Genomic DNA, 21,683 nt, shown 5'->3' with positions numbered 1-21,683 from the left:
GCGGGCGCTCCCCGCGAAAGGGGGAGCGGGGGTGAGGAGAGGGTGAGCCCCGGGGCGACGGGCGCGCGGACTCAGGGTTGTCACCTCGCTCGTGCGCGAGGGGGCGCCTCCACAATGACCGGCTCCGGCCAGTGGCCGGAATCAAGTCGGAGTAGGAGGAAAACGAACAATGCGACTGCAGACATTGCGCCTGACGATGGCGCTCGCGGCGGCCCTGGCGGCCGCCTCCCCCTGGGCCACCGCCCAGACCGCGCCCGCGACCGGCGCCAAGCCGGCGATCGCGGACTTCTTCAAGGATCCGCAGATGCGCTCGCCGCGGCTGTCGCCGGACGGCAAGTACATGGCCACCGTCGTGCGCGGCAAGGGCGACAACGGCGTGCTGGCCGTCATCGAGATCGACAACCCGCGCAACGTGAAGGTCGTCGCCGGCTTCGGCGATGCCAGCATCGGCAGCTTCCAGTGGGTGAACGACGAGCGTCTGGTCTACACCGCCACCGACACCGAAAAGGGCAACGAGCGTGACCTGCACGGCGGCGGCCTGTGGTCCGTCAAGCGCGACGGCAGCGACGAACGCATGCTCATCCAGTCCAAGTGGGGCCAGCAGAGCGAGACGGGCACCCGAATGGCCGTGCGGACGCTGGAGCCCGACTGGTACCTCTACGCGGTGCCGCAGGACGGCAGCAGCGAGGTCGTGGTGGCCAACAGTCGCGGCGACACCAAGGGCAACCTGGTCGGCGTGCGCCTGGCCCGTCTGAACGTGGAGACCTCGCTGCGCCGCTTCATCGACGAGGGCGCGCCCAACAACACCGTCAGCTGGGGCCTGGACGTCAACGGCCAGCCCTGGTCGCTGATGACGATGCGCGAGAACGACATCGCGACCTACGTCAAGGATGCCGACGGCAAGTGGGCACTGCTGGAGCAGGGCACGCAGACCGAGCCCCCGGCCTCCCCCGCCCTGTCCGACGGCCAGGATCTGCGCCTGATCGCGGGCCGCCGCGGCGGCGACGACGCCCTGGCCCTGTATCGCATGGACCCCGCGTCGCGCAAGATCGACACGCAGGCGCTGATCTCGGCCAAGGGCTTCGACATCGATGCCTCGCTGGTCTACGACCGCGCCAGCAAGCGCGTGCTGGGCATCGACTTCGACACGGACGCCCCGGGCAGCGTGTGGTTCGATCCCAAGCTCAAGGCCTGGCAGGCCAGCGTCGACAAGCTGCTGCCCGGACGGGCCAACCTGCTGCAATGCGGCGCCTGCCTGACCAATTCGCGTCTGCTCGTGGTCTCGGTCTCCGACGTGCAGCCGGCCGAGTTCTACCTGTATGACGGCGCGGCCAACAAGCTGATGCTGCTGGGCGGCAGCCGGCCCTGGATCAAGGCCTCGGAGATGGGCCATCGCGACCTGGTCCGCATCAAGGCTCGCGACGGCATGGAGATCCCGGTCATGGTCACGCTGCCGCGCGGCAAGACGGGGCCCCGTCCCGCTGTCGTGCTGGTGCATGGTGGTCCCTGGGTGAAGGGCACGTCCTGGACCTGGACGCCGGCGGCGCAGTTCCTGGCTTCGCGGGGCTACGTGGTCATCGAACCCGAGTTCCGCGGCAGCGAGGGGTACGGCTACAAGTTGTTCCGCGCTGGCTGGAAGCAGTGGGGCCTGACGATGCAGGACGACGTCAGCGACTCGCTGAAATGGGCGGTCGGCAAGGGCTGGGTCGATCCGCAGCGCGTGTGCATCGCCGGTGCGAGCTACGGCGGCTACGCCACGCTGATGGGCATGATCAAGGACCCCGCCCAGTACAAGTGCGGCATCAGCTGGGTCGGCGTGACCGACATCGACCTGCTGTTCGACATCCACTGGAGCGACTCCTCCGACTCCAGCAAGAAGTACGGCATGAAGTCGCTGGTCGGCGATCAGGTCGCGGATGCCGAGCAGTTCCGCCGCACCTCGCCCGTCAAGCGCGCGGCCGAACTGAAGCAGCCGCTGCTGCTGGCCTACGGCGGCAGCGACGTGCGGGTGCCGCTCAAGCACGGCACGGCCTTCCGGTCGGCGGTCGAAGCGGGCGGCAACAAGAACGTCGACTGGGTCGTCTATCCGGACGAGGGGCACGGCTGGCGCCAGCTGGCGAACAACGAGGACTTCTGGGGCCGCGCCGAGCGTCTGCTCGCCAAGACCATCGGTACCGAGCCCAGCCCGGCCGCCGCCGCCCCGGCGCCGGCCACCGGCGGCCAGTGAGGCCTCGCGGGTCGGCCGCGGAAACCGGCCGACCTGCTGACTTTGCCGCGCCGGCCCCGACTTCCTGGGGCCGGCCCTGGCGCTCCGGCGCCCCGGCGGGTGCAGAATTCCGTGGATCCCCCCACGGCCGCCACGCCCGCCTCCCTCCTTGCTCAAGCTCAAAGCCCCCTCGCTGTCCCTGCGCAGCGTGATCCTGCTCGCGGTCGTGATCGGAATCGCGGCGCCCGCGCTGGTGCTGCTGGCCTTCAGCGACGCGCTCATCAAGCGCAGCCTGGAGCCGGTGCTCGAGGGTCAACGCGCCGCGGTCATCACGCTCGCCGCCAACGGCCTGGCCGAGCCGCTCTGGACCGTCGACGGCCCCGCCGTGGACCGCGCGCTGGATCAGCTGCTCTCCGACGTGAACGTCTGCGGCGTCGAGCTCAGCGAGGAGCGCCCCGAGACTCCCGACATCGTCCGCACCAAGTGCAGCCCGGAATGGCCCACGGTCACGCTGGCCGCGATGATCCGCCGCGACGGCCAGGTGCTGGGCAGCCTGCGCGTGCACTTCGACGACGCGGCCCAGGAACGCATGCTCGACGAGGGCCGCCGCCAGACCGCCGCCATCGTGGCGGCGCAGGTGATGGTCGGCGTCGTCGTGGTGCTGCTGGTCTTCTACCTGCGCATGGTGCGCCCCATCGACCGGCTCAAGCGCCTGGCCAGCGCGATCGCCCAGCGCCAGCCGGTGCCGCGCCTGCGCTGGAACCGCAAGGACGAGCTGGGCCAGCTCGGCGTGCATCTGGACGAGATGGGCCAGCAGATCGCCGGCCTGCTCGCCGACATGGAGAACAAGAATGCCCAGCTGCACCAGCTGGCCATGTACGACCACCTGACCGGCCTGCCCAACCGCACGCTGTTCCGGGAGGTCTTCATGCATGAGGCGGCCGTCGCTCGGCGCGACCAGACCCATCTGGCGCTGCTGTTCGTCGACCTGGACCGCTTCAAGGCGATCAACGACTCGCTGGGGCACGCCGCCGGCGACCGCATGCTGCTGCAAGCCAGCGAGCGCCTGAGGCAGGCGGTGCGGGAGTCCGATCTCGCGTGCCGGGTGAGCGGGGACGAGTTCCTGCTGCTGATGCGCGATTCCAGCGAGCACGTCGCCCATGCGGCCCAGCGCCTGATCGAGGCGCTGAACGCGCCGCTGCAGCTGGAGGGGGGCGTGGCCAGCGTGTCGGCGAGCGTCGGCATCGCGCTGTACCCGCGCGACGGCGAGGACTTCGACACCCTGGTGCGGCACGCCGACCTGGCGATGTACCGGGCCAAGCAGATGGGGCGGTCTCGCTACAGCTTCTTCCAGCAGGACATGGACGCGGCGGCGGTCGAGCGCCTGGAGCTGGAGCGCGAACTGGCCCAGGCGCTGGAGCGCGACGAGCTGCTGCTGCACTACCAGGCCGTCGTCGACGCCCGCAGCGGCGAGTGGCGCGCGCTGGAGGCGCTGGTGCGCTGGCAACACCCCCAGCGCGGGCTGGTGATGCCGGGCCAGTTCATCGAGCTGGCCGAGGAGACGGGCCAGATCCTGGACCTGGGCTGGTGCACGATCGAGCAGGCCTGCGGGCAGCTCGGCCGCTGGAAGGCGGCGGGCCGTCATCCGGGGCCGATCGCGATCAATCTGTCGGCGCTGCAGTTCCGTGAGCCGCGGCTGGCCGAGCGCATCGCCGAGATCATGGCCCGCCACGGCGTCGGCCCGGGCGAACTGGCCATCGAGCTCACCGAGAGCACCCTGCTGACCGACACCGACACCGTGGTCCCGACCCTGACCCGTCTGGCGGAACTGGGGCTGACGCTGTCGGTGGACGACTTCGGGACGGGCTATTCGTCGCTGGCCTATCTGAAGCTGCTGCGACCGGCACGGCTCAAGATCGACCGGGCCTTCGTCCGCGATCTGCCGGTCAGCGCCGACGACCGCGCGCTGGTGCAGGCCATGATGGGCATGGCCCAGGCGCTGGGCATCGAGGTCGTCGCCGAAGGCGTCGAGACCGAGGCGCAACGCCAGGCGCTGCTCGAACTGGGCTGCTGGCAGCAGCAGGGTTATCTGTATTGCCGGCCGCAGCCGGCCGAGGCCTTGGAGCCCCGTCTGGGGCCCTGGCCGCGCGCCTGATTCCTTCGGCCCCCGGGACGCGTCACGCTTCCGACATCGACCGGGACGGCACCGCACGGTTCGAGCCCGTGAGGGCCTCGTGACCGCCGCGTGAGCGTCGGCCGCGTGGCCCCCCCTAACTTCCATCCATGCCTGGCAAAGGCATTTCGGCGCGTGTTTGCGGCAGTTCGTCGCCTGACCGTGGCGAGGGGCGACCCCGAGGCGCACAGTCCAGCCTGTCACGAATCCAGTACAGGACCACCAGCCGCAGGGAGCTCACCATGAACGACGCCGCCAAGACCTTCATCACCGCACTGGCCGCCGTGGCCAGTGCCGCCATCATCGCGCTGTGCCTGGCCGATGCGAGCGAGGCGGTGCGCCATGTCCCCTCGACCGGACAACACTGGGCCGAGCAGACCATGCCGGGACCTCAGGCCGACCAGGCCAGCAAACCGCGCGGGTGAGACCCACGCGCTTGCGCTCCGATTGACGCCACGCTTCCCCCGGCATTTGACGAAGCCCGCCTGACCAGCGGGCTTCTTTTTTTGTCCGCGCGGTGTCCGCGAACTGTCCGACCTGTCCGCGGACATTCAGGCCCGGATGCCTGGGATGCCCGATGCCATCGAGGTTCTGAGCGATCGGTCTTCCGATTCCATCCGTTCGTCGTCAGTCGGCGCAGTTCACACCGCCGCGCCGCGCATTCGTCGCGCGCGTCTCGCAATCAGGGACCGCATTGCCGAAACTGATCTCACTGACACACGCAACCCCTTCAAGGAGATCGACATGAGCACCACCACCGTCCGCCGTACCAGCATCCAGTCCCCGCGCATCGGCATGAGCCGCGGCGCCAGCTTCAAGGCTTTCGCCTTCGGCATCGGCGCGACCCTCGCGCTGGCGCTGAGCATGATCCACATCCAGGAGCAGCGCGAGATGCGCGCTTCGATCATCACGCTGGACCCGGTGGTCATCACCGCCAAGCGCGAGCAGCTGCCCACCGTGTACATCACGGGCCGCCGCGACACCTCCGCCGACGGCCAGCAACTGGCCTCCGCGCAGGTGGCCTGCACGACCCAGCTCTGCTGAGCTCCCGCGGTTGCGCTGTCTCAGCGGCGCTCCGCAGACCTCGGTCGAACGGATCGCCAATGAAAACGCCCGGCACTGCCGGGCGTTTTTCCTTTTCGGGGTCAGATCTTGCGAGGCGCTCAGTCGCCGTTCAGCACCTCGAGGATGGCCTCGCCATAGGCCTCGAGCTTCTTGGCCCCGATCCCGCTGATGCCGGCCATCTCGTCCAGGGTGCCCGGATGCACGCGGGCGAGCTCGGCCAGCGTCACGTTCTGCAGGATGACGTAGGCCGGCAGGCCATGCGACTTCGCCACGCCGGAGCGCCAGGCCTTGAGCTGGTCGAAGCGGGCCTGCGCCTCGTCGTCCAGATCGGCCTCGACCGCGGAAGCGCGCGACGGCTTCGAGCTCGACGACCCCGAGCGCGATCCGCGTCCGCGCCGCGTCGGCGCCGAGGGCTGGCGCATCGACAGCTGGACCTCGCCGCGCAGCACCTCGCGGGCCGATTCGGTCAGCGACAGCGTGTTGAACTCGCCCTCGGTGACGACATAGCCCAGCGCGATCAGCTGCCGGATCACCGCGCGCCACTGGGGCTCGCCCAGCGACGCGCCGATGGCCCAGGTCGACAGCTGGTCATGCGCGTACTGGCGGACCTTGTCCGTCTCCTTGCCGCGCAGCACGTCGATCAGATGACCGGCGCCGAAGCCGTAGCCATGGCTCTTGTGGAAGCGGTAGATGCAGGACAGCGCCATCTGCGCCGCCTGCGTGGCGTCCCAGGTGGCGGGCGGATTCAGGCAGTTGTCGCAGTTGCCGCAGGGCTCGCTCTCCTCGCCGAAGTAGCTGAGCAGCCGAACGCGCCGGCAGTCGATCGCCTCGGCCAGTGCCAGCAGCGCGTCGAGCTTGCCGCGCTGCACCTGCTTGAACTCCTCGGTGGACGGGCTCTCGTCGATCATGCGGCGCTGGTTCACGACGTCCGCCAGGCCGTAGGCCATCCAGGCCTGGGCGGGTTCGCCGTCGCGGCCGGCACGGCCGGTCTCCTGGTAATAGCCTTCGATGTTCTTGGGCAGGTCCAGGTGGGCGACGAAACGCACGTCCGGTTTGTCGATCCCCATGCCGAAGGCGACGGTGGCGCACATGACGATGCCGTCCTCACGCAGGAAGCGGTCCTGATGCCGCTTGCGGAGCTCGGAGTCCATGCCCGCGTGATACGCCAGCGCGTTGATGCCCTCGGCGCGCAGCCATTCGGCGGTCTCCTCGACCTTCTTGCGGCTCTGGCAGTAGACGACGCCGGCCTCGTCCTCGTGCTCGTCCTGGATGAAGCGCAACAGCTGCTCGCGCGGCTTGTCCTTCTCGACGATCAGGTAGCGGATGTTGGGCCGGTCGAAGGACGCGATGAAGACGCGGGCCTCTTCGAGCTGCAGGCGCTCGATGATGTCGGCGCGGGTGATGTCGTCGGCGGTCGCGGTCAGCGCGATGCGCGGGATGTCCGGGAAGCGCTCGTGCAGCAGGCTCAGCGACAGATATTCGCTGCGGAAGTCATGGCCCCACTGGCTCACGCAATGCGCCTCGTCGATGGCGAACAGCGCCAGCTTGCCGCGCTCGTACAGCGACTGCAGCTGGGCCAGGAAGCGCGGCGTGTTGATGCGTTCCGGCGCGGCGTAGAGCATGGACAGCCGGCCGGCGAGCATCTCGCGCTCGATGTGCTGGGCTTCCTCCAGCGACTGCGACGAGTTCAGGAAGGCCGCGGCCACGCCGGCCTCCTCGAGCGCGCCGACCTGGTCATGCATCAGGGCGATGAGCGGACTGACGACGACGGTGACGCCATGGCCGGCGCGTTGGCGGGCGATGGCGGGGATCTGGTAGCACAGCGACTTGCCGCCGCCGGTGGGCATGAGCACCAGGGCGTCGCCGCCCTCGGTGACGTGGTCCACGATCGCGGCCTGCTGGCCGCGGAAGGCGCTGTAACCGAACACCTCTTGCAGGATGTCGAGCGGGACGGGATGATGGTTGGGCGACTTCATGGAGCCCCGGATTGTCCCGCACATCTCGGGGCCGGTTTTTCGGCCGGGCACGCATGGCGCGTGGCGGTCTCCCTCCAACGCGGGATGAGCCACCGGACTGTTCATGATCGCTGCGCCGCTGCCTGTCGACGAGAACGCGCGCCTGGCCACCTTGCGGGTGCTGCAGGTGCTGGACACCGACCCGGAAGAGCGCTTCGACCGCATCACCCGGATGGCGCGGCGGCTGTTCCAGGTCCCGATCGCGCTGGTGAGCCTGATCGACGCCGACCGGCAGTGGTTCAAGTCCGCGCAGGGCCTGGACGTGCGGGAGACGCCGCGCGACATCAGCTTCTGCGGCCACGCGATCATGTCGGATGACCTGCTGATCGTGCCCGACGCCACCGCCGATGCCCGCTTCGCCGACAACCCGCTGGTGACGGGCGACCTGCATCTGCGCTTCTACGCCGGTTGCCCGGTGCGGGCGCCCAGCGGTCACCGCCTGGGCACCCTGTGCCTGATCGACCGGTCGGCGCGCGGCTTCGACGCCGACGACCAGGCGACCTTGCGCGACCTGGCCTACATGGTGGAGCAGCAGTTCGCCGCGCTCTACATGGCGATGGTGGACGAGCTCACCGGACTGGCCAACCGACGCGGCTTCGAGTCGCAGGCCGGGCATGTGCTGGCGCTGTGTCTGCGCAACGCCTGGCCGGTGACGCTGCTGTACTTCGACCTGGACCGATTCAAGTCCATCAACGACCGCTACGGCCATGCCGAGGGCGACTGGGCGCTGAAGTCCTTCGCGGACATCCTGCGCTACTGCCTGCGGGCCTCGGACGTGATCGCCCGGCCCGGCGGGGACGAGTTCGTCGTCCTGCTCAGCGGCACCGAGACCGCCAACCAGGCACCCGCGCTGGCGCGGGTGCGGCAGCACGTGGACGCGCTCAACCTGCGGGCGCAGCGGGGCTATGAACTGGACTTCAGCGTGGGCTCGGCGGAAATGCAGGCGGCCCGGCCGTTGACACTGGAAGAGCTCATGCAGCAGGCCGACGCCGCGATGTACGCGCACAAGCAGGCCCGGCGGCGGATGGGCTGAATCGCCCTTCGGCGCCCTGGCGTCGCGCGCGCCGGGTCAGGGGTGAGCCCTCTCCGAGGAGGGCCTCGGGCGTCCTGGCGGCGCAGGATCCGAGTCGCCGACTAGCGGGTTTCCGCGAACCGAATGGCCGATCCCGGGCATGTGCGGGCGGAGGTCAAGCGGCATAATCCGCCCCCTGCGCCGCCGATATCGGGACCGGAAACGGGCGATTGGCGGCGCGAAATTTCCCTCTCCGAACCAACCACACGCAAGCGGACGGCAACCAATCATGGCCTCGGTCAACAAAGTCATCATCCTCGGCAATCTGGGCCGTGACCCTGAACTGCGCTACACGCCCAGCGGCAGCGCGGTGTGCAACGTCAGCATCGCGACGACCCGCAACTGGAAGAGCCGCGAAGGCGGCGAGCGCCAGGAAGAGACCGAATGGCACCGCGTGGTGTTCTACGACCGCCTGGCCGAGATCGCCGGCGAGTACCTGAAGAAGGGCCGTCCGGTCTACGTCGAAGGCCGCCTGAAGACCCGCAAGTGGCAGGACAAGGAAGGCAAGGACAACTACACGACGGAAATCATCGCCGAGCAGATGCAGTTGCTGGGCGGCCGTGATGGCGGCGGCGATGACATGGGTGGTGGCGGCGGCGGTGGCGGCTACAGCCGCGAGCGCTCGGCCGAGCGCAGCGGTGGTGGCGGCAGCGGCCGCGACAGCGGTGATTTCGACTCCCCGCGCGCCCCGGCTCCCCGTGCTCCGGCTCCGCGCCAAGCCCCCGCGCCGAAGCCCGCGACCGGCTTCGACGACATGGATGACGACATTCCGTTCTGATCAATGGCGCGACAGCGCTGGTCCCGGGTGATCCGGGATCGATCGAGGAAGGCCCGCGACGCTTGCGTCGCGGGCCTTTTCATTTGAGGAGTGCGGGCGCGGTGGCGGGCGACTTCGGCTACTTCGATGCCGCCTTCAAGAACCCCGCCACGAAGTCCACCACGCCTTCGGTGAGCACCGGTTCCCGATAGGCCATCAGATCCCCCTTCTTCCCGTCCTTGAGCGCGTGGTTCATCCCCGTGAACACGCGCAGCTGCGCGTCGGGCAGGGCCTGCTTCAGGCGCTGACCCTCGTCGGGCAGGACCTGGATGTCGTTGCCGCCTTGCACGATCGCCACCGGGATCTTGAGCTTGGCGATCTCCGCCACCGGTACCACCCGGCCCGCCGAGATCAGGTACGGCTGCACGCTCGCGCGGAACAGCCCTTGCAGGCCGGCGAACTGCGGCACCTCGCTCGTCGTCTCGCCGCGCTTGAGCGACGCGAGCACCTTCTGCGTCTGCGCCCACACCGGCGGCACCGGCTCCAGCTGCCGCTTGAGCTGACGCTCCAGCGTCGTGACCAGATCGTCCGCCGGTCCATCCAGCGACACGAACGCGTCCACCGGCTTGGCCTGCGCGACCAGCATGCCCAGCGCGCTGCCTTCGCTGTGGCCGATCACCGCCACGCGGCGGAAGCGCCCATCCCGGCGGATCCAATCGACCCAGGCCGCCGCGTCCTCGCTGAAGTCGGTGAAGCGCAGCTTCTCTTCGCTGAGCAGCAGATTCGCGCTCTCGCCGATGCCGCGCTTGTCGTAGCGCACGCTGGCGATGCCGGCGCGCGCCAGGCCCTCGGCCACCAACCGCAGCGTGTCCGTCTTGAATCCGGGCGAGTTGCCGTCGCGGTCCGTCGGCCCCGAGCCGGCGATCAGCAGCGCCACCCAGCGGCCGTCGAAGTTCGGCGGCTCCAGCAGCGCACCGCGCAGGACGAAGTCGCCGCGGTCCACGCTGATCGGGGTCTCCTTGCCGACGAGAGCCGAGGGCATCGGCGCGGACGCCGACGCGCTCGCGGTCGATGGAGCGGACGCGGCGGGAAGGGATGCCGGCTCGGCGGCGAAGGCCGCCGTGGTGACGGCGGTTCCAGCGATCACGGTGATCGCAGCTATCCCCGCGAGGATTGCGCTTCGCGTCCGCGAGCGCGTCGTGTGTGGACGCTTGTCGTTCATGGCCTTCTCCCTGTGAAGCCGGCCATGCTATCGCCGGCCCTCCCGGGCCGGCGTCAAGCTTTCATCAAGAAGAGGGTCAGGGCTTGCCACGCCCAGCGGCCGGCCGACAAGGCTGCCGGCCGGCGGGGCCTCAGACCTTCTTGTCCGGCCGCACGTCCATCACGACCAGCCCGATCAGCAGCGCCAGCGGCAGCAGCAGCGACCAGAAGCTCCAGCCCATGTAGGCCACGCCACCCGCGAGCGCGCCCGCGCCGAACGCGACCACCGGCCAGATGAAGCGCTTGAGCCGGTCCTTGACGTCGGGACCCGCCGCGCCGCGCAGCACGTCGACCGTATCGATCACCACCTGCGTCACGTTGCCGGTCATGACCGTCGTCGGCGTCAGCGCCGGCCAGGCCAGCCGGCCCGCCGCGTTCTGCACGCCCATCGCCGCCGTCATCAGCAGGCCCGTCGCCATCGCCCACGGCGCGCGCGGGCCCAGGTCGACGATGCCCAGGCTGGCCGCCAGCGCCGCGGTGAGGAACACCGCCTGCGTGATCAGCAACGGCCGGCTCGCCACGGTCCCCGTGCGCTCGCAGCGCAGCGCGATCAATCGCGCCAGCGCCACCGCCGCCACAAAGGTCGGGAAGACCAGCAGTTTCAGCAACACCTGACCCTGTCCCGTGCTGGGTCGGCTCAGCTCCGCGCCGATCAGCACGAAGTTGCCCGTCACATGGGCCGTGAACAGACCGAACAGCGCCACGAAGCCCACCGTGTCCACGTATCCCCCGATGAAGCCCAGGGCCAGGCTGGCCCACAGCAGTCGCTTCGCGCCTGTCATTCCATGTCCTTTCGTTCCAGCACCGCCAGCCGCGCCGCCATGGCCAGCGCGCAGATCAGGCCGAGGTGCTCCAGGAAGGCGTTCTTCGCCATGAAGCGCGCCTGTCCCGTCATGTGCCAGAAATCATTGGCCACCAGCATCGCCACGAGCGTCAACACGCCCAGCGCGCCGGCCGCCAGCCACACCTGCCGATTCACGATCAGCAGCAGCGAAGCCACGATTTCCACCGCGATCGCCAGCACCGCCCACAGCACGGCCGGCTGCAGGCCGAAGTGAGCCTGCTCGGCCACCGCGCCGTCGAAGTCCAGCAGCTTGTCCAGCCCGCCGATCAGGTAGGCCGAGGCCAATCCGATCCGCAGTGCCAGCGCGAAGGCCGGCCACTGCAGGATCGCGCGCACCCAGCGCGGCGCCACGGAGGCGCCGGCCGGTCCGGTGGTCCGCACCGGTCGCACGGCGCTCATCTCAGACCGCCCAGCAGGCGCAGCCCAGCGCGCCCCAGAAGCTCTTCAGGTCCGAAGCCGGCACCGACGAGGCCCAGGCATTCGCATGCGCATGGCCGTGCACGCCGCAGGAGGTGTCGCAGCAGGCGACGCGCTGCATCGCCGCCTGCAGCGGCTTGCCCTCCGCGCCCCAGGCGCCGTAGCCGCCGAAGCGGCGCACCGGCGACCAGTCCGGCATCGCCGGCGGGGGCGCCGATTCGTCCAGCGGCGCGAAGTCGCCCGCGCCCCACACGACCTTGCCGCCGACCACGGTCAGCAGCGCGCTCATGTCGGCGATCTCCGATTCCGGGCAGCCGAAGAAATCGCGGTCCGGCACGATCAGGTCGGCCAGCTGGCCCGCGACGATCTGGCCCTTGTTGCCTTGCTCGTTCGAGAACCAGGTGACGTTCTCGGTCCACATGCGCAGCGCCGTCTCGCGGTCCAGGCAGTTGCGCTGCGGCGTGACCTGCAGCCCGCCCACGGTGCGACCGGTGATCATCCAGGACAGCGACACCCACGGGTTGTACGAGGCCACCCGCGTCGCGTCGGTGCCGGCGGAGACCTTCATGCCGCGCTTGAGCATCTCGGCCACGGGGGGCGTCGCCTCGGCGGCGCGCGCGCCGTAGCGCTCGACGAAGTACTCGCCCTGATAGGCCATGCGGTGCTGCACCGCGACGCCGCCGCCCAGCGCGGCGATGCGGTCCATCGAGCGCGTCGAGATCGTCTCCGCGTGGTCGAAGAACCAGTTCAGGCCGTCGATCGGCGTGTCCTGATGCACCTTCTCGAAGACGTCCAGCGCGCGCGAGATGGTCTCGTCATAGGTCGCATGCATGCGCCAGGGCCAGCGGTTCTGCGCCAGGATGCGCACCACGTCCTCGAGCTCGCCTTCCATCTGCTCCGGCATGTCCGGACGCGGCTGGCGGAAGTCCTCGAAGTCGGCGGCGGAGAAGACCAGCATCTCGCCCGCGCCGTTGTGGCGGAAGTAGTCGTCGCCCTGCTTGTACTTCACCGACTGGGCCCAGTTGACGAAGTCTTCCTTCTCCTTGCCCGCCTTCTGGGTGAACAGGTTGTAGGCCAGACGGATCGTCAGCTGGCCGGCATCGGACAGCTTCTGGATGATCTCGTAGTCGTCGGGATAGTTCTGGAAGCCGCCGCCCGCGTCGATCGCGCCGGTGACGCCCAGGCGGTTGAGCTCGCGCATGAAGTGGCGCGTGCTGTTGAGCTGGTACTCCGGCGGGAGCTTGGGGCCCTTGGCCAGCGTCGCGTACAGGATCGCGGCGTTGGGCTTGGCCAGCAGCAGCCCGGTGGGGTTGCCGGCGCTGTCGCGCAGGATCTGGCCGCCGGGGGGCTCCGGTGTGTTGCGGCCGTAGCCGACGGCGCGCAGCGCGGCGCCGTTGAGCAGCGCCCGGTCGTAGAGATGCAGGATGAAGACGGGCGTGTCCGGCGCGACGGCGTTGAGCTCGTCGATCGTGGGCAGCCGCTTCTCGGCGAACTGATGCTCGGTGAAGCCGCCCACCACGCGCACCCACTGGGGCGCGGGCGTGATGTCGACCTGCGCCTTGAGCATGGCCATCGCGTCGGCCAGGCTGCGCACGCCGTCCCACCGCAGCTCCATGTTGAAGTTCAGCCCGCCGCGGATGATGTGCAGGTGGTTGTCGATCAGGCCCGGCAGCACGCCGCGGCCCTTCAGGTCGATGCGGCGCGTGCCGGCGCCGGCCAGCGCGAGGATCTCGCTGTTGTCGCCCACCCGCAGGAAGCGCCCCTCCTTGATGGCGACGGCCTCGGCCTGCGGACGCAAGCGGTCCAGCGTGGTGAAGCGGCCGTTGAAGAGGACGAGATCGGGCGTGGCCGGAGATTGGCGTTCAGACATCTTTGGTCTCCACAGGGATCGCCGCAGCGGGGGTGGTCGTCGAGGTCGCGCGAGCGGGATCGGCGGAGGCGGTCGGCGGGTTCGCCGAGGGCGCCGTCGTGGCCGAGGTCGCGGGACCGGTGCCGGCTTCGTTGCAGCCGGGCATGCGGCCGAACATGTGCGGCCGCACCTTCTGTTCCAGCCAGCTCACGTGCGTGGGCGTGGCGTTGTCGCGGTGCATCCACTGGCGCACCAGGCCGGGGATCTGCTCCCCGGCGAGGATGCCCAGCAGGCCCACCAGCGCGATCACCGGCGGGGCCGGCGATCGCACGTTGAAGACGCCGTAGAGGACGCCGACGAGCAGGCCGACGGCGGCCGACAGGACGTATGCATTCATGATGGCCGCCTTCCTGCGATCAGCCCTCGTGGGCGTTGAACATGGTCTTGGCGTAATTGATGCCGATGCCGTACGAGCCGCCGACCTTGCGGGCGATGCCCGTGGTCAGGTCGTAGGTGCCGCTGCGGGCCCAGTCACGCTGCAGCTCGAGCAGGTACTGCAGCGAGGTCATCGGCTGCGCGCCGGCCTGGACCATGCGCTCGACCGCGCGATTGTGCGCCTCGACCGAGACGTCGCCGCAGGCGTCGGTGATCACGTAGACCTCGAAGCCCTGGTCGATCGCCGACAGGGCCGGGCCCACGATGCAGACGCTGGTCCACAGGCCGGCCAGCACGATGCGCTTCTTGCCGATGCGGTTGATCTCGTCGATGACGGCCTGGTCTTCCCAGGTGTTCATCGAGGTGCGGTCCAGCAGCTTCTGGCCGGGGAAGGGGGCGGTGACTTCCTCGAACATCGGGCCGGAGAAGCTCTTCTCGGCGACGGTGGTCAGGATGGTCGACACGCCGAAACCGGCGGCGGCCTGCGACACCAGCGCGGCGTGGGTGCGCAGGTCGTTGGCGCCGATCGAGTGCGTGGCGAAGGCCATCTGCGACTGGAAGTCGATCATGACCAGGGTGTGGTCGGTGGGGTTCAGCAGCTTGGCGCCGGGAGCGGCCTTGGCGGTGATGGACATGGAGATCTCCAGAAGGAAAGGGACACGACGCGCGCGAGGCGGTCTCATGCAAAGGTAGTCCAGCGCGTGTCGGCGTCGAGTCGGAAACGAGGGACGCCGGGGCCGTCACGGCCGGTCGGCGCGAGGGCGGGGCCGCCGCGGACGGACGGCCCCGAGCCCGGGGGGCGGGAGTCGGGCGATCAGCCCTTGGCGAAGGCCAGCAGGTCGGCGTTCAGCTGGTCCTTGGCCGTGGCGGCCAGGCCGTGGCTGCCGCCCGGGTAGACCTTGAGCTTGGCGTTGGGCACCAGCTTGACCGACAGCTCGGCGGAGTTGCCGATCGGGACGATCTGGTCGTCGTCGCCGTGGATGATCAGCGTGGGCACGTTGATCTTCTTCAGGTCTTCGGTGAAGTCGGTTTCCGAGAACTGCTTGATGCAGTCGAACTGCGACTTCAGCGAGCCCTGCATGCCCTGCAGCCAGAAGCTGTCGCGCATGCCCTGCGAGACCTTGGAACCGGTGCGGTTGGCGCCGAAGAAGGGCGTCGTCAGGTCCTTGTAGAACTGCGAGCGATCGGCGGTCACGCCGGCGCGGATGCCGTCGAAGACGTCCTTGGGCAGGCCGTTCGGGTAGGCGGCGGACTTCATCATCGTCGGCGGCACGGCGCCGACCAGCACGACCTTGGCGACGCGCTTGGTGCCGTGGCGGCCGACGTAGCGGGCGACCTCGCCGCCGCCGGTGGAGTGGCCCACCAGGATGGCGTTCTTCACGTCCAGCTTGTCCAGCACCGCGGCCAGGTCGTCGGCGTAGGTGTCCATGTCGTTGCCGTTCCAGCTCTGGCTGGAGCGGCCGTGGCCGCGGCGGTCATGGGCGATGACGCGGAAGCCGTGCTGGCCCAGGAACAGCATCTGGTCTTCCCAGGCGTCCGCGCTGAGCGGCCAGCCGTGGGAGAAGACGACGGGTTGGCCGGTGCCCCAGTCCTTGAAGTAGATCTGGGTGCCGTCCTTGGTGGTGACGTAGCTCATGGGGGCTCCTGGAAGGGAATGTGTGGTGGGGTTGGAGGAAGAGGACGTGGCCGCCTCGGCGGCGCCGCCCATCGCGAACGGCATGGCCGACGCGAGCGCGAGCTGGCCGCCGAGGGCCAGCACGTCGCGGCGCGTCGGGTCGGCCGGGGGAGTCTTGGTTGAGGTCATGAGGGTCTCCGAGGGATGCAGGGATCCTAGGAATCGACCCGGGTCGGCGATAGCCGCGTATGGCGCAAGGCCGGCTATCCCGTCGGAGGCAGTCCGGCGTTACCGGAGCGTCACAGGGCCGCCATGAACGGCGGCGGGATCGCCTCGAGGGCTCAGAGCCGCAGCAGGCCGCGCTTGAGCGCCAGCACGACGGCATGCGTGCGGTCGCGCGCGTCGAGCTTGGACAGGATGGTCTTCACCCGCGCCTTGATGGTGTCCTCGGACAGCGACAGCACGCCGCCGATCTCGCGGTTGCTCAGGCCCTGGGCGATCTGCTCCAGCACGTCGACCTCCCGCGTGGAGAGGGTCTCGCGCCCGGCGTGGGCGGCGATCTCCTGGGCGATCTCGTTGGGGATCCAGCGGTTGCCGCGATGCACGGCGCGGATCGCGTCCAGCAGCTCGGTGCGCAGCTGGGTCTTGAGCAGGTAGCCGGCGGCGCCGAGCTTGAGCGCCTCGTAGGCCTGGGCGTCGGCCTTGAAGGTGGTCAGCACGATGACCCGCGCGGTCGGGCTGAGCGTGCGCAGCCGGCCCAGCGCCTCCAGGCCGTCCATCCCCGGCATCTGGATGTCCATCAGCGTCACGTCCGGGCGCAGCCGGTCGTAGATCTGCAGGCCTTGCCAGCCGTTGCCCGCCTCGCCGACGGCCACCATGTCGGGCTGGTCGGCGATCACCGCGGCGATGCCCTCGCGCATCAACGGGTGGTCGTCGACGGTGAGGATGCGGATCTGCTCGAGATTGGCGGCGTAGGGAACCATGGCGCGCCGATCATAGGGGGGCCCTCCGGCGGGCGTCCCCGTTGAGGGGGGCGACTACCCTTTCGGGTAGGGGGACTCGACTCGACCGGGGCTTCCGCCGTACGGCAGCGGTCTCGATGATCCGCGGCAGTTCAACGCAGGGAGTCAGAGATGTCCGTGACCGAGCGCTCGAATGCCGCCGCCCCCACCGCCTTCGGTGCCGCCAGCGCAGCGTCCACCCTGTCGGAAGCCGTCGTGGTCCATCGCAACCCGCTGCTGCGGGCCGGCCTGGTCGCGGCCCTGTCGCCCTTCTTCCGGGCCCGCGACGGCGCGGAGAACCAGCCCGCCGCGGCGTCCGTGCCGGAGCGCCCGCCCCTGATCGTGGCCGATCACGAAGGGGCACTCGCGATGCTGGCCGCCTCGGCGACCCAGCCGCGCCGCGGTGGCATGGCCCCGGCGCATTGGCTGGTGATCGGGCCGGTGTCGCATGGCGGCCGGGTGCGGGACGCGATGTCGGCCGGGGTGCTGGGCTATGTGCATGCCGCCTGCTCGGTCGAGGAGCTGCGCGACGCCGCCCGGGCCGTGGCCGCCGGCAGGCGCTACCTGTGCCGCACGGCCGCCGGTCTGATCGCCGAGGGCTGGCTGGGCGACGACCTCACCCCGCGCGAGCACGACGTGCTGCGGATGCTGTGCACCGGCCTGGACAACAAGTCCATCGGTCAGCGCCTGGGCGTGGCGCCGGGCACGGTCAAGACGCATGTGAAGACGCTGCTGCAGAAGCTGGGCGCCCGCAGCCGCACCCAGGCGGCGACCGAGGCGCTGCGGCGCGGCCTGATCGAGGGCTCGGCCATGGACGACCCCTTCCCCTTGCCGCCGGATTGCGGCGCCTGGGCGGCGCCCCCCGTGAAGTCCCGGGGGGCGAGGGCAAATCCCGCTCCCTAGAATTCGCGCGCGGTCGCTGTCCGGCCGGTTCACGAGGGAAGAGTTATGAAGAAGTTCGCCGCGCTGTCCGCGCTGTGCCTGTCCTTGACCGCCGCGCTGCCGGCTTTCGCCGACCCCGCGCCGGTGCCCGACGCCGCCCAGGCGCAGACCCTGCGCGACGCCGTGCGCGCCGACCGCAAGGCGGTCGTGCTCAAGGCCATGCAGCTGGACGAGGCCCAGACCAAGCGTTTCCTGCCGATCTACGAGGCCTACGAGCGCGAGCTGTCGGTCCTGAACCGCCAGTTCACCCGCATGTCGGTGGAATTCGTGGGCGTCGGCGACAAGCCCACCAACGCGCAGTCGAAGTACTTCTCGCGTGGCTACCTGGGCTACGTGGACGCGGAGCAGAAGCTCTACAAGAAGTACCACCCGCGCGTGGTCAAGGCCGTCGGTGAAGTCGGCGCCGCCCACTTCCTGTCGGTGGAGCGCCGCATCCGCGCCCTGCAGGACTACGACCTCTGGATCTGAGAGCCCGAAGACCCTCTCCCCCGCCCTCTCCCACTTCGTGGGCGAGGGAGTTCGACTTCAGCCGCTCGTGAGGGCGGAGCGATCGACCGGATCCCGTCGGGTCGGATGCGGGCGGATCAGATCCAGCCCAGATCGATCGCGCGCAGCACGGCCTGCGTGCGATCCCGCACGCCCATCTTCGCGAACACCGCGGAGCAGTGGTTCTTGATGACGCCCTCGCTGTTGCCCAGCAGGGCGGCGATCTCGGTGTTGCTGCGACCGCTGGCCACCAGGCGCAGCACCTGCAGCTCCTTGGGGCTGAGCGGCTCGGGCTCGGGCGTCGCGGCGAAGGCGCGCTCCACCGGGGCGCGCTCCATGCGCTCGGTCAGCAGCGGCCGCAGGGCGGTCGATCCGCCCACCACGTCGCGCAGCGCCTGCACCAGCGTGTCCGGACTGATGGCCTTGAGCAGGAAGCCCCGCGCCCCCGCCCGCACCGCCTCGTCGAAGGCGGACGTGTCGTCGAAGGTGGTCAGCAGCACCACCGGGATCTTCAGCGCCCGCGCCGCCAGCGCCCGGATCAGCCCGATGCCGTCCAGCCGCGGCATGCGCATGTCCGACAGGATCACGTCGGGCTGCTCGCGCGCCAGCAGCTCCAGCGCCTCCGCGCCGTCCGAGGCCTCGCCGATCAGGCGGATGTCCTCATGCAGCGCCAGCAGGCCCTTCAGACCTTCGCGCACCAGTTGCTGGTCTTCCACCAGCAGCAGCTTGATCGTGTTGTCGCTCATCTCGTCTCCTTGACGGCCGCCCCGCGGGCGCCGCCGAATGATCGGCGCCGTCATGCGCGCCGGGGGCAGTTCAGTTCGATCAGAAAGCCGGGGTGATGCCGCAGCACCTGCATCGTCCCGCCCAGTTCGGCCATGCGCTCCTGCATGCCCTTCAAGCCGTTGCCCTCGCGCAGCTTGCGCGTGCCCCGGCCATTGTCGTCAACCCGCACCTGGACCTGCGTGCCGCTCGTCGACACGCCGCCATCGGCGTCCACCGTGCACAGGCTGACCTTCACGCGGGTCGCGCCGGCGTGGCGCACCGCGTTGGTCACCGCCTCCTGCACGCAGCGCAGCAACGCATGCGCGCAGCGCGGGGTCAGGTCTTGCGCCACCGGATCCAGCGCCAGCTCGATCTGCGTGCTGGCGATGCCGTCGGCCAAGGTGCGCAGCGCCGTCTCGAGGTTGATGCGCTGGCTCTCGCGCTCGCGCGACACCGCCGCGCGGACTTCCGCCAGCAGCCCCGCCGCGCCCAGCTTGGCCTTCTCCACGGCCTGCGCGGCGCCGGCCTCGTCGTGGCGCTGGAGCAGGGCCTCGCTCAGCTGCAGGTGCAGGTTGAGCGCGGTCAGGTGGTGGCCCATCACGTCGTGCAGCTCGCGCGCCATGTGCATGCGCTCGGCGTAGCGCAGCTGCTCCATCTGGAGGCGCTCGCCGCTGTGCTTTTCGGCCAGCATGGCCTGGAACCAACGGCGGCGCTCGGCCTCCGCCGCGGCCAGCCGGCCCAGCCCGAAGGCCATCCCGTGCAGCGCCACCATCGAGATCGCCAGCCCCAGCGTGTTCAGCCACCAGGGCAGGTCGGGCTGGAGCTGTTCCATGCGCTGCGCCTCGCTGGGCAGCAGCCAGTACAGCGCGACGTTGATCACCACCTGCGCCAGCGCGAAGACAAAGGCGCGCCGCACGTTCAGCAGCAAGGCCGCCAGCACGGTGACGAGGAAGGGCAGTCCGGGCGTGACCAGCAGCGCCAGCAGGTCCAGCAGCAGCACGCGGGCGAGCGCGTCGCGCGGCGGCTGGTCCAGGTGCTGTTGCCGCGCCAGCTGCCAGAAGTGCCAGGCGAAGAGCATCACCAGGCCCAGGCACACGAGCACGAAGGGCGCGTCGTGGCTGTCGCCGCCGGTGCGGCGGTACAGGCTGGCAAGCACGCCGTCGTAGGGTTCGGTCGGGTTGCCCATCAGGCCCCAGATCGCCGAGGCCAGCTCCAGCAGGCAGATCGCCAGGGCGGCGATGCGCAGCACGAAGGCCGGTTGGGCGATGCGGGCTAACAGGCGATCCAAGGGGGGAGCTTCCAGGCGGGTGACAGGCATCACGACGGACACAAGACACCGGCCAGCAAATCCCCATGACTTGCTGGCCGGAATGTGTGCATTGTCATGGGCCGATCGCCCTCGCCGTCGCCGGATGCGACGAGTACCCCGATTCGGAGGATGAGTTGCAGGCTCGCCGTGCCGGGCATCCCGCCCGGCGCGCGCTCAGGCGATCGCCTCGGAAATGACGCCGCCGCCCAGACAGACCTCGCCGTCGTAGAGCACGGCGCTCTGGCCCGGCGTGACGGCCCACTGCGGCTGGGGGAAGTCCAGGCGGATGGTTCCGCTACCAGGCGTGAGGGCGCAGGCCGCGTCGGCCTGGCGGTAGCGGGTCTTGGCGCCGAAGCCACCGAAGTCGGGCGGCGTGTCCGTCCAGCTCAGGTCCTGCGCGACCAGGCTGCGGCTGAGCAGCAGCGGGTGGTCGTGGCCCTGGACGACGACCAGGGTGTTGGTCTCCAGGTCCTTGCGGGCGACGAACCAGGGCTCGTGCGCGCCACCGCCGCGCGGGGCGCCCTTCTCCTTGATCCCGCCGATGCCCAGGCCCTGGCGCTGGCCCAGCGTGTAGAACGAGAGTCCGACGTGCTCGCCGACCTTGCGGCCGCGCTCGTCCTTGATGGGGCCGGGCTGGTGGGACAGGTAGCGGTTGAGGAACTCGCGGAACGGGCGCTCGCCGATGAAGCAGATGCCGGTGGAGTCCTTCTTCCTGGCGTTGGGCAGGCCGATCTCCTCGGCGATGCGGCGGACCTCGGTCTTGGGCAGGTCGCCGACCGGGAAGACGGTCTTGCGCAGCTGGGCCTGGTTCAGACGGTGCAGGAAGTAGCTCTGGTCCTTGAGCGGGTCGAGGCCCTTGAGCAGCTGGGTGCGGCCGGCGACGTCGCGCACCCGGGCGTAATGGCCGGTGGCGATCTTCTCGGCGCCCAGGCGCATGGCGTGGTCGAGGAAGGCCTTGAACTTGATCTCGGCGTTGCACAGCACGTCGGGATTGGGCGTGCGGCCGGCCTGGTACTCGCGCAGGAACTCGGCGAAGACGCGGTCCTTGTACTCGGCGGCGAAGTTGACGTGCTCGATCTCGATGCCGATGACGTCGGCCACGGCGGCAGCGTCGACGAAGTCGATGTTGGAGGAGCAGTACTCGCTGTCGTCGTCGTCTTCCCAGTTCTTCATGAAGATGCCGACGACCTCATGGCCCGCCTGCTTGAGCAGCCAGGCGGAGACGGCGGAATCGACGCCGCCGGACAGGCCGACGACGAGGCGTTGCTTGGGGCCGCCAGCGAGGGCGCCCGGAGGGAGAGACGACGGGGACATGGGGCGGGATTGTCCCAAAGGATGGCAAGACCTGTCCGGCCTGGGGCGACCGGCGCCCGAGCGGGCGGCCATCGCGCCCGCTGTAAGGGATGGCTGACACGGGTTTACGCGGAGGCGCACAGCGGGTGCCGTGAACGCTGACTGCCCGGCGCCGGACC

Annotated in this window: 20 protein-coding genes; 8 read left to right on the top strand and 12 right to left on the bottom strand. The window is 69.9% G+C overall.

Going from position 1 to position 21,683, the window contains the following annotated elements; translation table 11 throughout:
• Positions 1-169 precede the first annotated feature (169 nt).
• From MCHT01_RS24645 to MCHT01_RS24630, 4 genes are all read left to right on the top strand, one after another.
• A complete protein-coding gene (locus MCHT01_RS24645; protein WP_067070212.1) occupies positions 170-2,227 on the top strand; it encodes an alpha/beta hydrolase family protein in 2,058 nt (685 codons plus the stop codon).
• Between the two features lie 148 nt (positions 2,228-2,375).
• A complete protein-coding gene (locus MCHT01_RS24640; RefSeq protein WP_067070210.1) occupies positions 2,376-4,361 on the top strand; it encodes a putative bifunctional diguanylate cyclase/phosphodiesterase in 1,986 nt (661 codons plus the stop codon).
• Between the two features lie 260 nt (positions 4,362-4,621).
• Complete coding sequence (locus tag MCHT01_RS24635; protein WP_067070201.1) at positions 4,622-4,804, top strand: hypothetical protein; 183 nt, start codon at positions 4,622-4,624, stop codon at positions 4,802-4,804.
• Between the two features lie 319 nt (positions 4,805-5,123).
• Positions 5,124-5,423, top strand: coding sequence for a hypothetical protein (locus tag MCHT01_RS24630; RefSeq protein ID WP_067070198.1), 300 nt, complete (start codon positions 5,124-5,126; stop codon positions 5,421-5,423).
• Between the two features lie 119 nt (positions 5,424-5,542).
• On the opposite strand, the gene recQ is transcribed toward MCHT01_RS24630, so the two are convergent.
• Complete coding sequence (recQ, locus tag MCHT01_RS24625; protein WP_067070195.1) at positions 5,543-7,420, bottom strand: DNA helicase RecQ; 1,878 nt, start codon at positions 7,418-7,420, stop codon at positions 5,543-5,545.
• A gap of 103 nt (positions 7,421-7,523) precedes the next feature.
• Between recQ and MCHT01_RS24620 the strand changes: the two genes are divergently transcribed.
• Entirely contained in the window at positions 7,524-8,492 is a 969-nt protein-coding gene (locus MCHT01_RS24620; protein WP_067070192.1) for a GGDEF domain-containing protein, read from the top strand.
• 268 nt (positions 8,493-8,760) lie between these two features.
• Positions 8,761-9,309, top strand: coding sequence for a single-stranded DNA-binding protein (ssb, locus tag MCHT01_RS24615; protein WP_067070183.1), 549 nt, complete (start codon positions 8,761-8,763; stop codon positions 9,307-9,309).
• A 118-nt stretch (positions 9,310-9,427) separates the two neighbouring features.
• Here the strand turns inward: ssb and MCHT01_RS24610 are convergent, their stop codons facing one another.
• From MCHT01_RS24610 to MCHT01_RS24570, 8 genes are all read right to left on the bottom strand, one after another.
• Positions 9,428-10,435 carry an alpha/beta hydrolase gene (locus MCHT01_RS24610; protein ID WP_148661709.1) on the bottom strand — a complete coding sequence of 336 codons (1,008 nt, stop codon included), beginning with the start codon at positions 10,433-10,435 and terminating at the stop codon, positions 9,428-9,430.
• A gap of 205 nt (positions 10,436-10,640) precedes the next feature.
• Positions 10,641-11,330 (bottom strand): YoaK family protein, encoded by a 690-nt coding sequence (locus tag MCHT01_RS24600; RefSeq protein ID WP_067070175.1) that lies wholly within the window; start codon positions 11,328-11,330, stop codon positions 10,641-10,643.
• Entirely contained in the window at positions 11,327-11,791 is a 465-nt protein-coding gene (locus MCHT01_RS24595) for a DoxX family protein (RefSeq protein WP_067070173.1), read from the bottom strand. Before MCHT01_RS24595 ends, MCHT01_RS24600 begins: the two co-directional genes overlap by 4 nt.
• Position 11,792: 1 nt before the next feature.
• Positions 11,793-13,679 (bottom strand): amidohydrolase, encoded by a 1,887-nt coding sequence (locus MCHT01_RS24590; RefSeq protein WP_067070170.1) that lies wholly within the window; start codon positions 13,677-13,679, stop codon positions 11,793-11,795.
• On the bottom strand, positions 13,672-14,055 hold the full coding sequence (locus MCHT01_RS24585) for a XapX domain-containing protein (protein ID WP_084453325.1): 384 nt from the start codon (positions 14,053-14,055) through the stop codon (positions 13,672-13,674). Before MCHT01_RS24585 ends, MCHT01_RS24590 begins: the two co-directional genes overlap by 8 nt.
• A gap of 19 nt (positions 14,056-14,074) precedes the next feature.
• Positions 14,075-14,728, bottom strand: coding sequence for a hydrolase (locus MCHT01_RS24580; protein WP_067070167.1), 654 nt, complete (start codon positions 14,726-14,728; stop codon positions 14,075-14,077).
• 179 nt (positions 14,729-14,907) lie between these two features.
• Positions 14,908-15,897 (bottom strand): alpha/beta fold hydrolase, encoded by a 990-nt coding sequence (locus MCHT01_RS24575; RefSeq protein WP_084453324.1) that lies wholly within the window; start codon positions 15,895-15,897, stop codon positions 14,908-14,910.
• A 152-nt stretch (positions 15,898-16,049) separates the two neighbouring features.
• Positions 16,050-16,691, bottom strand: a complete 642-nt coding sequence (locus MCHT01_RS24570) for a response regulator (RefSeq protein ID WP_067070162.1) — start codon at positions 16,689-16,691, stop codon at positions 16,050-16,052.
• Between the two features lie 150 nt (positions 16,692-16,841).
• Between MCHT01_RS24570 and MCHT01_RS24565 the strand changes: the two genes are divergently transcribed.
• Complete coding sequence (locus MCHT01_RS24565; protein WP_067070159.1) at positions 16,842-17,612, top strand: helix-turn-helix transcriptional regulator; 771 nt, start codon at positions 16,842-16,844, stop codon at positions 17,610-17,612.
• A 45-nt stretch (positions 17,613-17,657) separates the two neighbouring features.
• Positions 17,658-18,119, top strand: a complete 462-nt coding sequence (locus MCHT01_RS24560; RefSeq protein WP_067070156.1) for a DUF2059 domain-containing protein — start codon at positions 17,658-17,660, stop codon at positions 18,117-18,119.
• Positions 18,120-18,235: 116 nt separating this feature from the next.
• Here the strand turns inward: MCHT01_RS24560 and MCHT01_RS24555 are convergent, their stop codons facing one another.
• From MCHT01_RS24555 to mnmA, 3 genes are all read right to left on the bottom strand, one after another.
• On the bottom strand, positions 18,236-18,883 hold the full coding sequence (locus MCHT01_RS24555) for a response regulator (protein WP_067070153.1): 648 nt from the start codon (positions 18,881-18,883) through the stop codon (positions 18,236-18,238).
• 50 nt (positions 18,884-18,933) lie between these two features.
• Positions 18,934-20,190: a sensor histidine kinase gene (locus MCHT01_RS24550; protein ID WP_067070151.1), complete on the bottom strand. Its 1,257-nt coding sequence runs from the start codon at positions 20,188-20,190 to the stop codon at positions 18,934-18,936.
• A 195-nt stretch (positions 20,191-20,385) separates the two neighbouring features.
• Complete coding sequence (gene mnmA, locus MCHT01_RS24545; protein ID WP_067070148.1) at positions 20,386-21,525, bottom strand: tRNA 2-thiouridine(34) synthase MnmA; 1,140 nt, start codon at positions 21,523-21,525, stop codon at positions 20,386-20,388.
• Positions 21,526-21,683: the final 158 nt, after the last annotated feature.

It is taken from the genome of Mitsuaria chitosanitabida ATCC BAA-476 = NBRC 102408 (genome assembly GCF_001598255.1).
In the GTDB taxonomy this organism is placed as follows: Bacteria; Pseudomonadota; Gammaproteobacteria; order Burkholderiales; family Burkholderiaceae_C; genus Roseateles; species Roseateles chitosanitabidus.
Note: the sequence above shows the minus strand (reverse complement) of the source record. Positions and strands in the feature narration are given on the sequence as shown.

Excerpts from the sequence above, each read along its gene's own strand:
- MCHT01_RS24645 (WP_067070212.1), top strand. The coding sequence starts at position 170 with ATGCGACTGCAGACATTGCGCCTGACGATGGCGCTCGCGGCGGCCCTG.
- MCHT01_RS24635 (WP_067070201.1), top strand. The coding sequence starts at position 4,622 with ATGAACGACGCCGCCAAGACCTTCATCACCGCACTGGCCGCCGTGGCC.
- MCHT01_RS24630 (WP_067070198.1), top strand. The coding sequence starts at position 5,124 with ATGAGCACCACCACCGTCCGCCGTACCAGCATCCAGTCCCCGCGCATC.
- recQ (WP_067070195.1), bottom strand. The coding sequence starts at position 7,420 with ATGAAGTCGCCCAACCATCATCCCGTCCCGCTCGACATCCTGCAAGAG.
- MCHT01_RS24620 (WP_067070192.1), top strand. The coding sequence starts at position 7,524 with ATGATCGCTGCGCCGCTGCCTGTCGACGAGAACGCGCGCCTGGCCACC.
- ssb (WP_067070183.1), top strand. The coding sequence starts at position 8,761 with ATGGCCTCGGTCAACAAAGTCATCATCCTCGGCAATCTGGGCCGTGAC.
- MCHT01_RS24600 (WP_067070175.1), bottom strand. The coding sequence starts at position 11,330 with ATGACAGGCGCGAAGCGACTGCTGTGGGCCAGCCTGGCCCTGGGCTTC.
- MCHT01_RS24595 (WP_067070173.1), bottom strand. The coding sequence starts at position 11,791 with ATGAGCGCCGTGCGACCGGTGCGGACCACCGGACCGGCCGGCGCCTCC.
- MCHT01_RS24590 (WP_067070170.1), bottom strand. The coding sequence starts at position 13,679 with ATGTCTGAACGCCAATCTCCGGCCACGCCCGATCTCGTCCTCTTCAAC.
- MCHT01_RS24585 (WP_084453325.1), bottom strand. The coding sequence starts at position 14,055 with ATGAATGCATACGTCCTGTCGGCCGCCGTCGGCCTGCTCGTCGGCGTC.
- MCHT01_RS24580 (WP_067070167.1), bottom strand. The coding sequence starts at position 14,728 with ATGTCCATCACCGCCAAGGCCGCTCCCGGCGCCAAGCTGCTGAACCCC.
- MCHT01_RS24575 (WP_084453324.1), bottom strand. The coding sequence starts at position 15,897 with ATGACCTCAACCAAGACTCCCCCGGCCGACCCGACGCGCCGCGACGTG.
- MCHT01_RS24570 (WP_067070162.1), bottom strand. The coding sequence starts at position 16,691 with ATGGTTCCCTACGCCGCCAATCTCGAGCAGATCCGCATCCTCACCGTC.
- MCHT01_RS24565 (WP_067070159.1), top strand. The coding sequence starts at position 16,842 with ATGTCCGTGACCGAGCGCTCGAATGCCGCCGCCCCCACCGCCTTCGGT.
- MCHT01_RS24560 (WP_067070156.1), top strand. The coding sequence starts at position 17,658 with ATGAAGAAGTTCGCCGCGCTGTCCGCGCTGTGCCTGTCCTTGACCGCC.
- MCHT01_RS24555 (WP_067070153.1), bottom strand. The coding sequence starts at position 18,883 with ATGAGCGACAACACGATCAAGCTGCTGCTGGTGGAAGACCAGCAACTG.
- mnmA (WP_067070148.1), bottom strand. The coding sequence starts at position 21,525 with ATGTCCCCGTCGTCTCTCCCTCCGGGCGCCCTCGCTGGCGGCCCCAAG.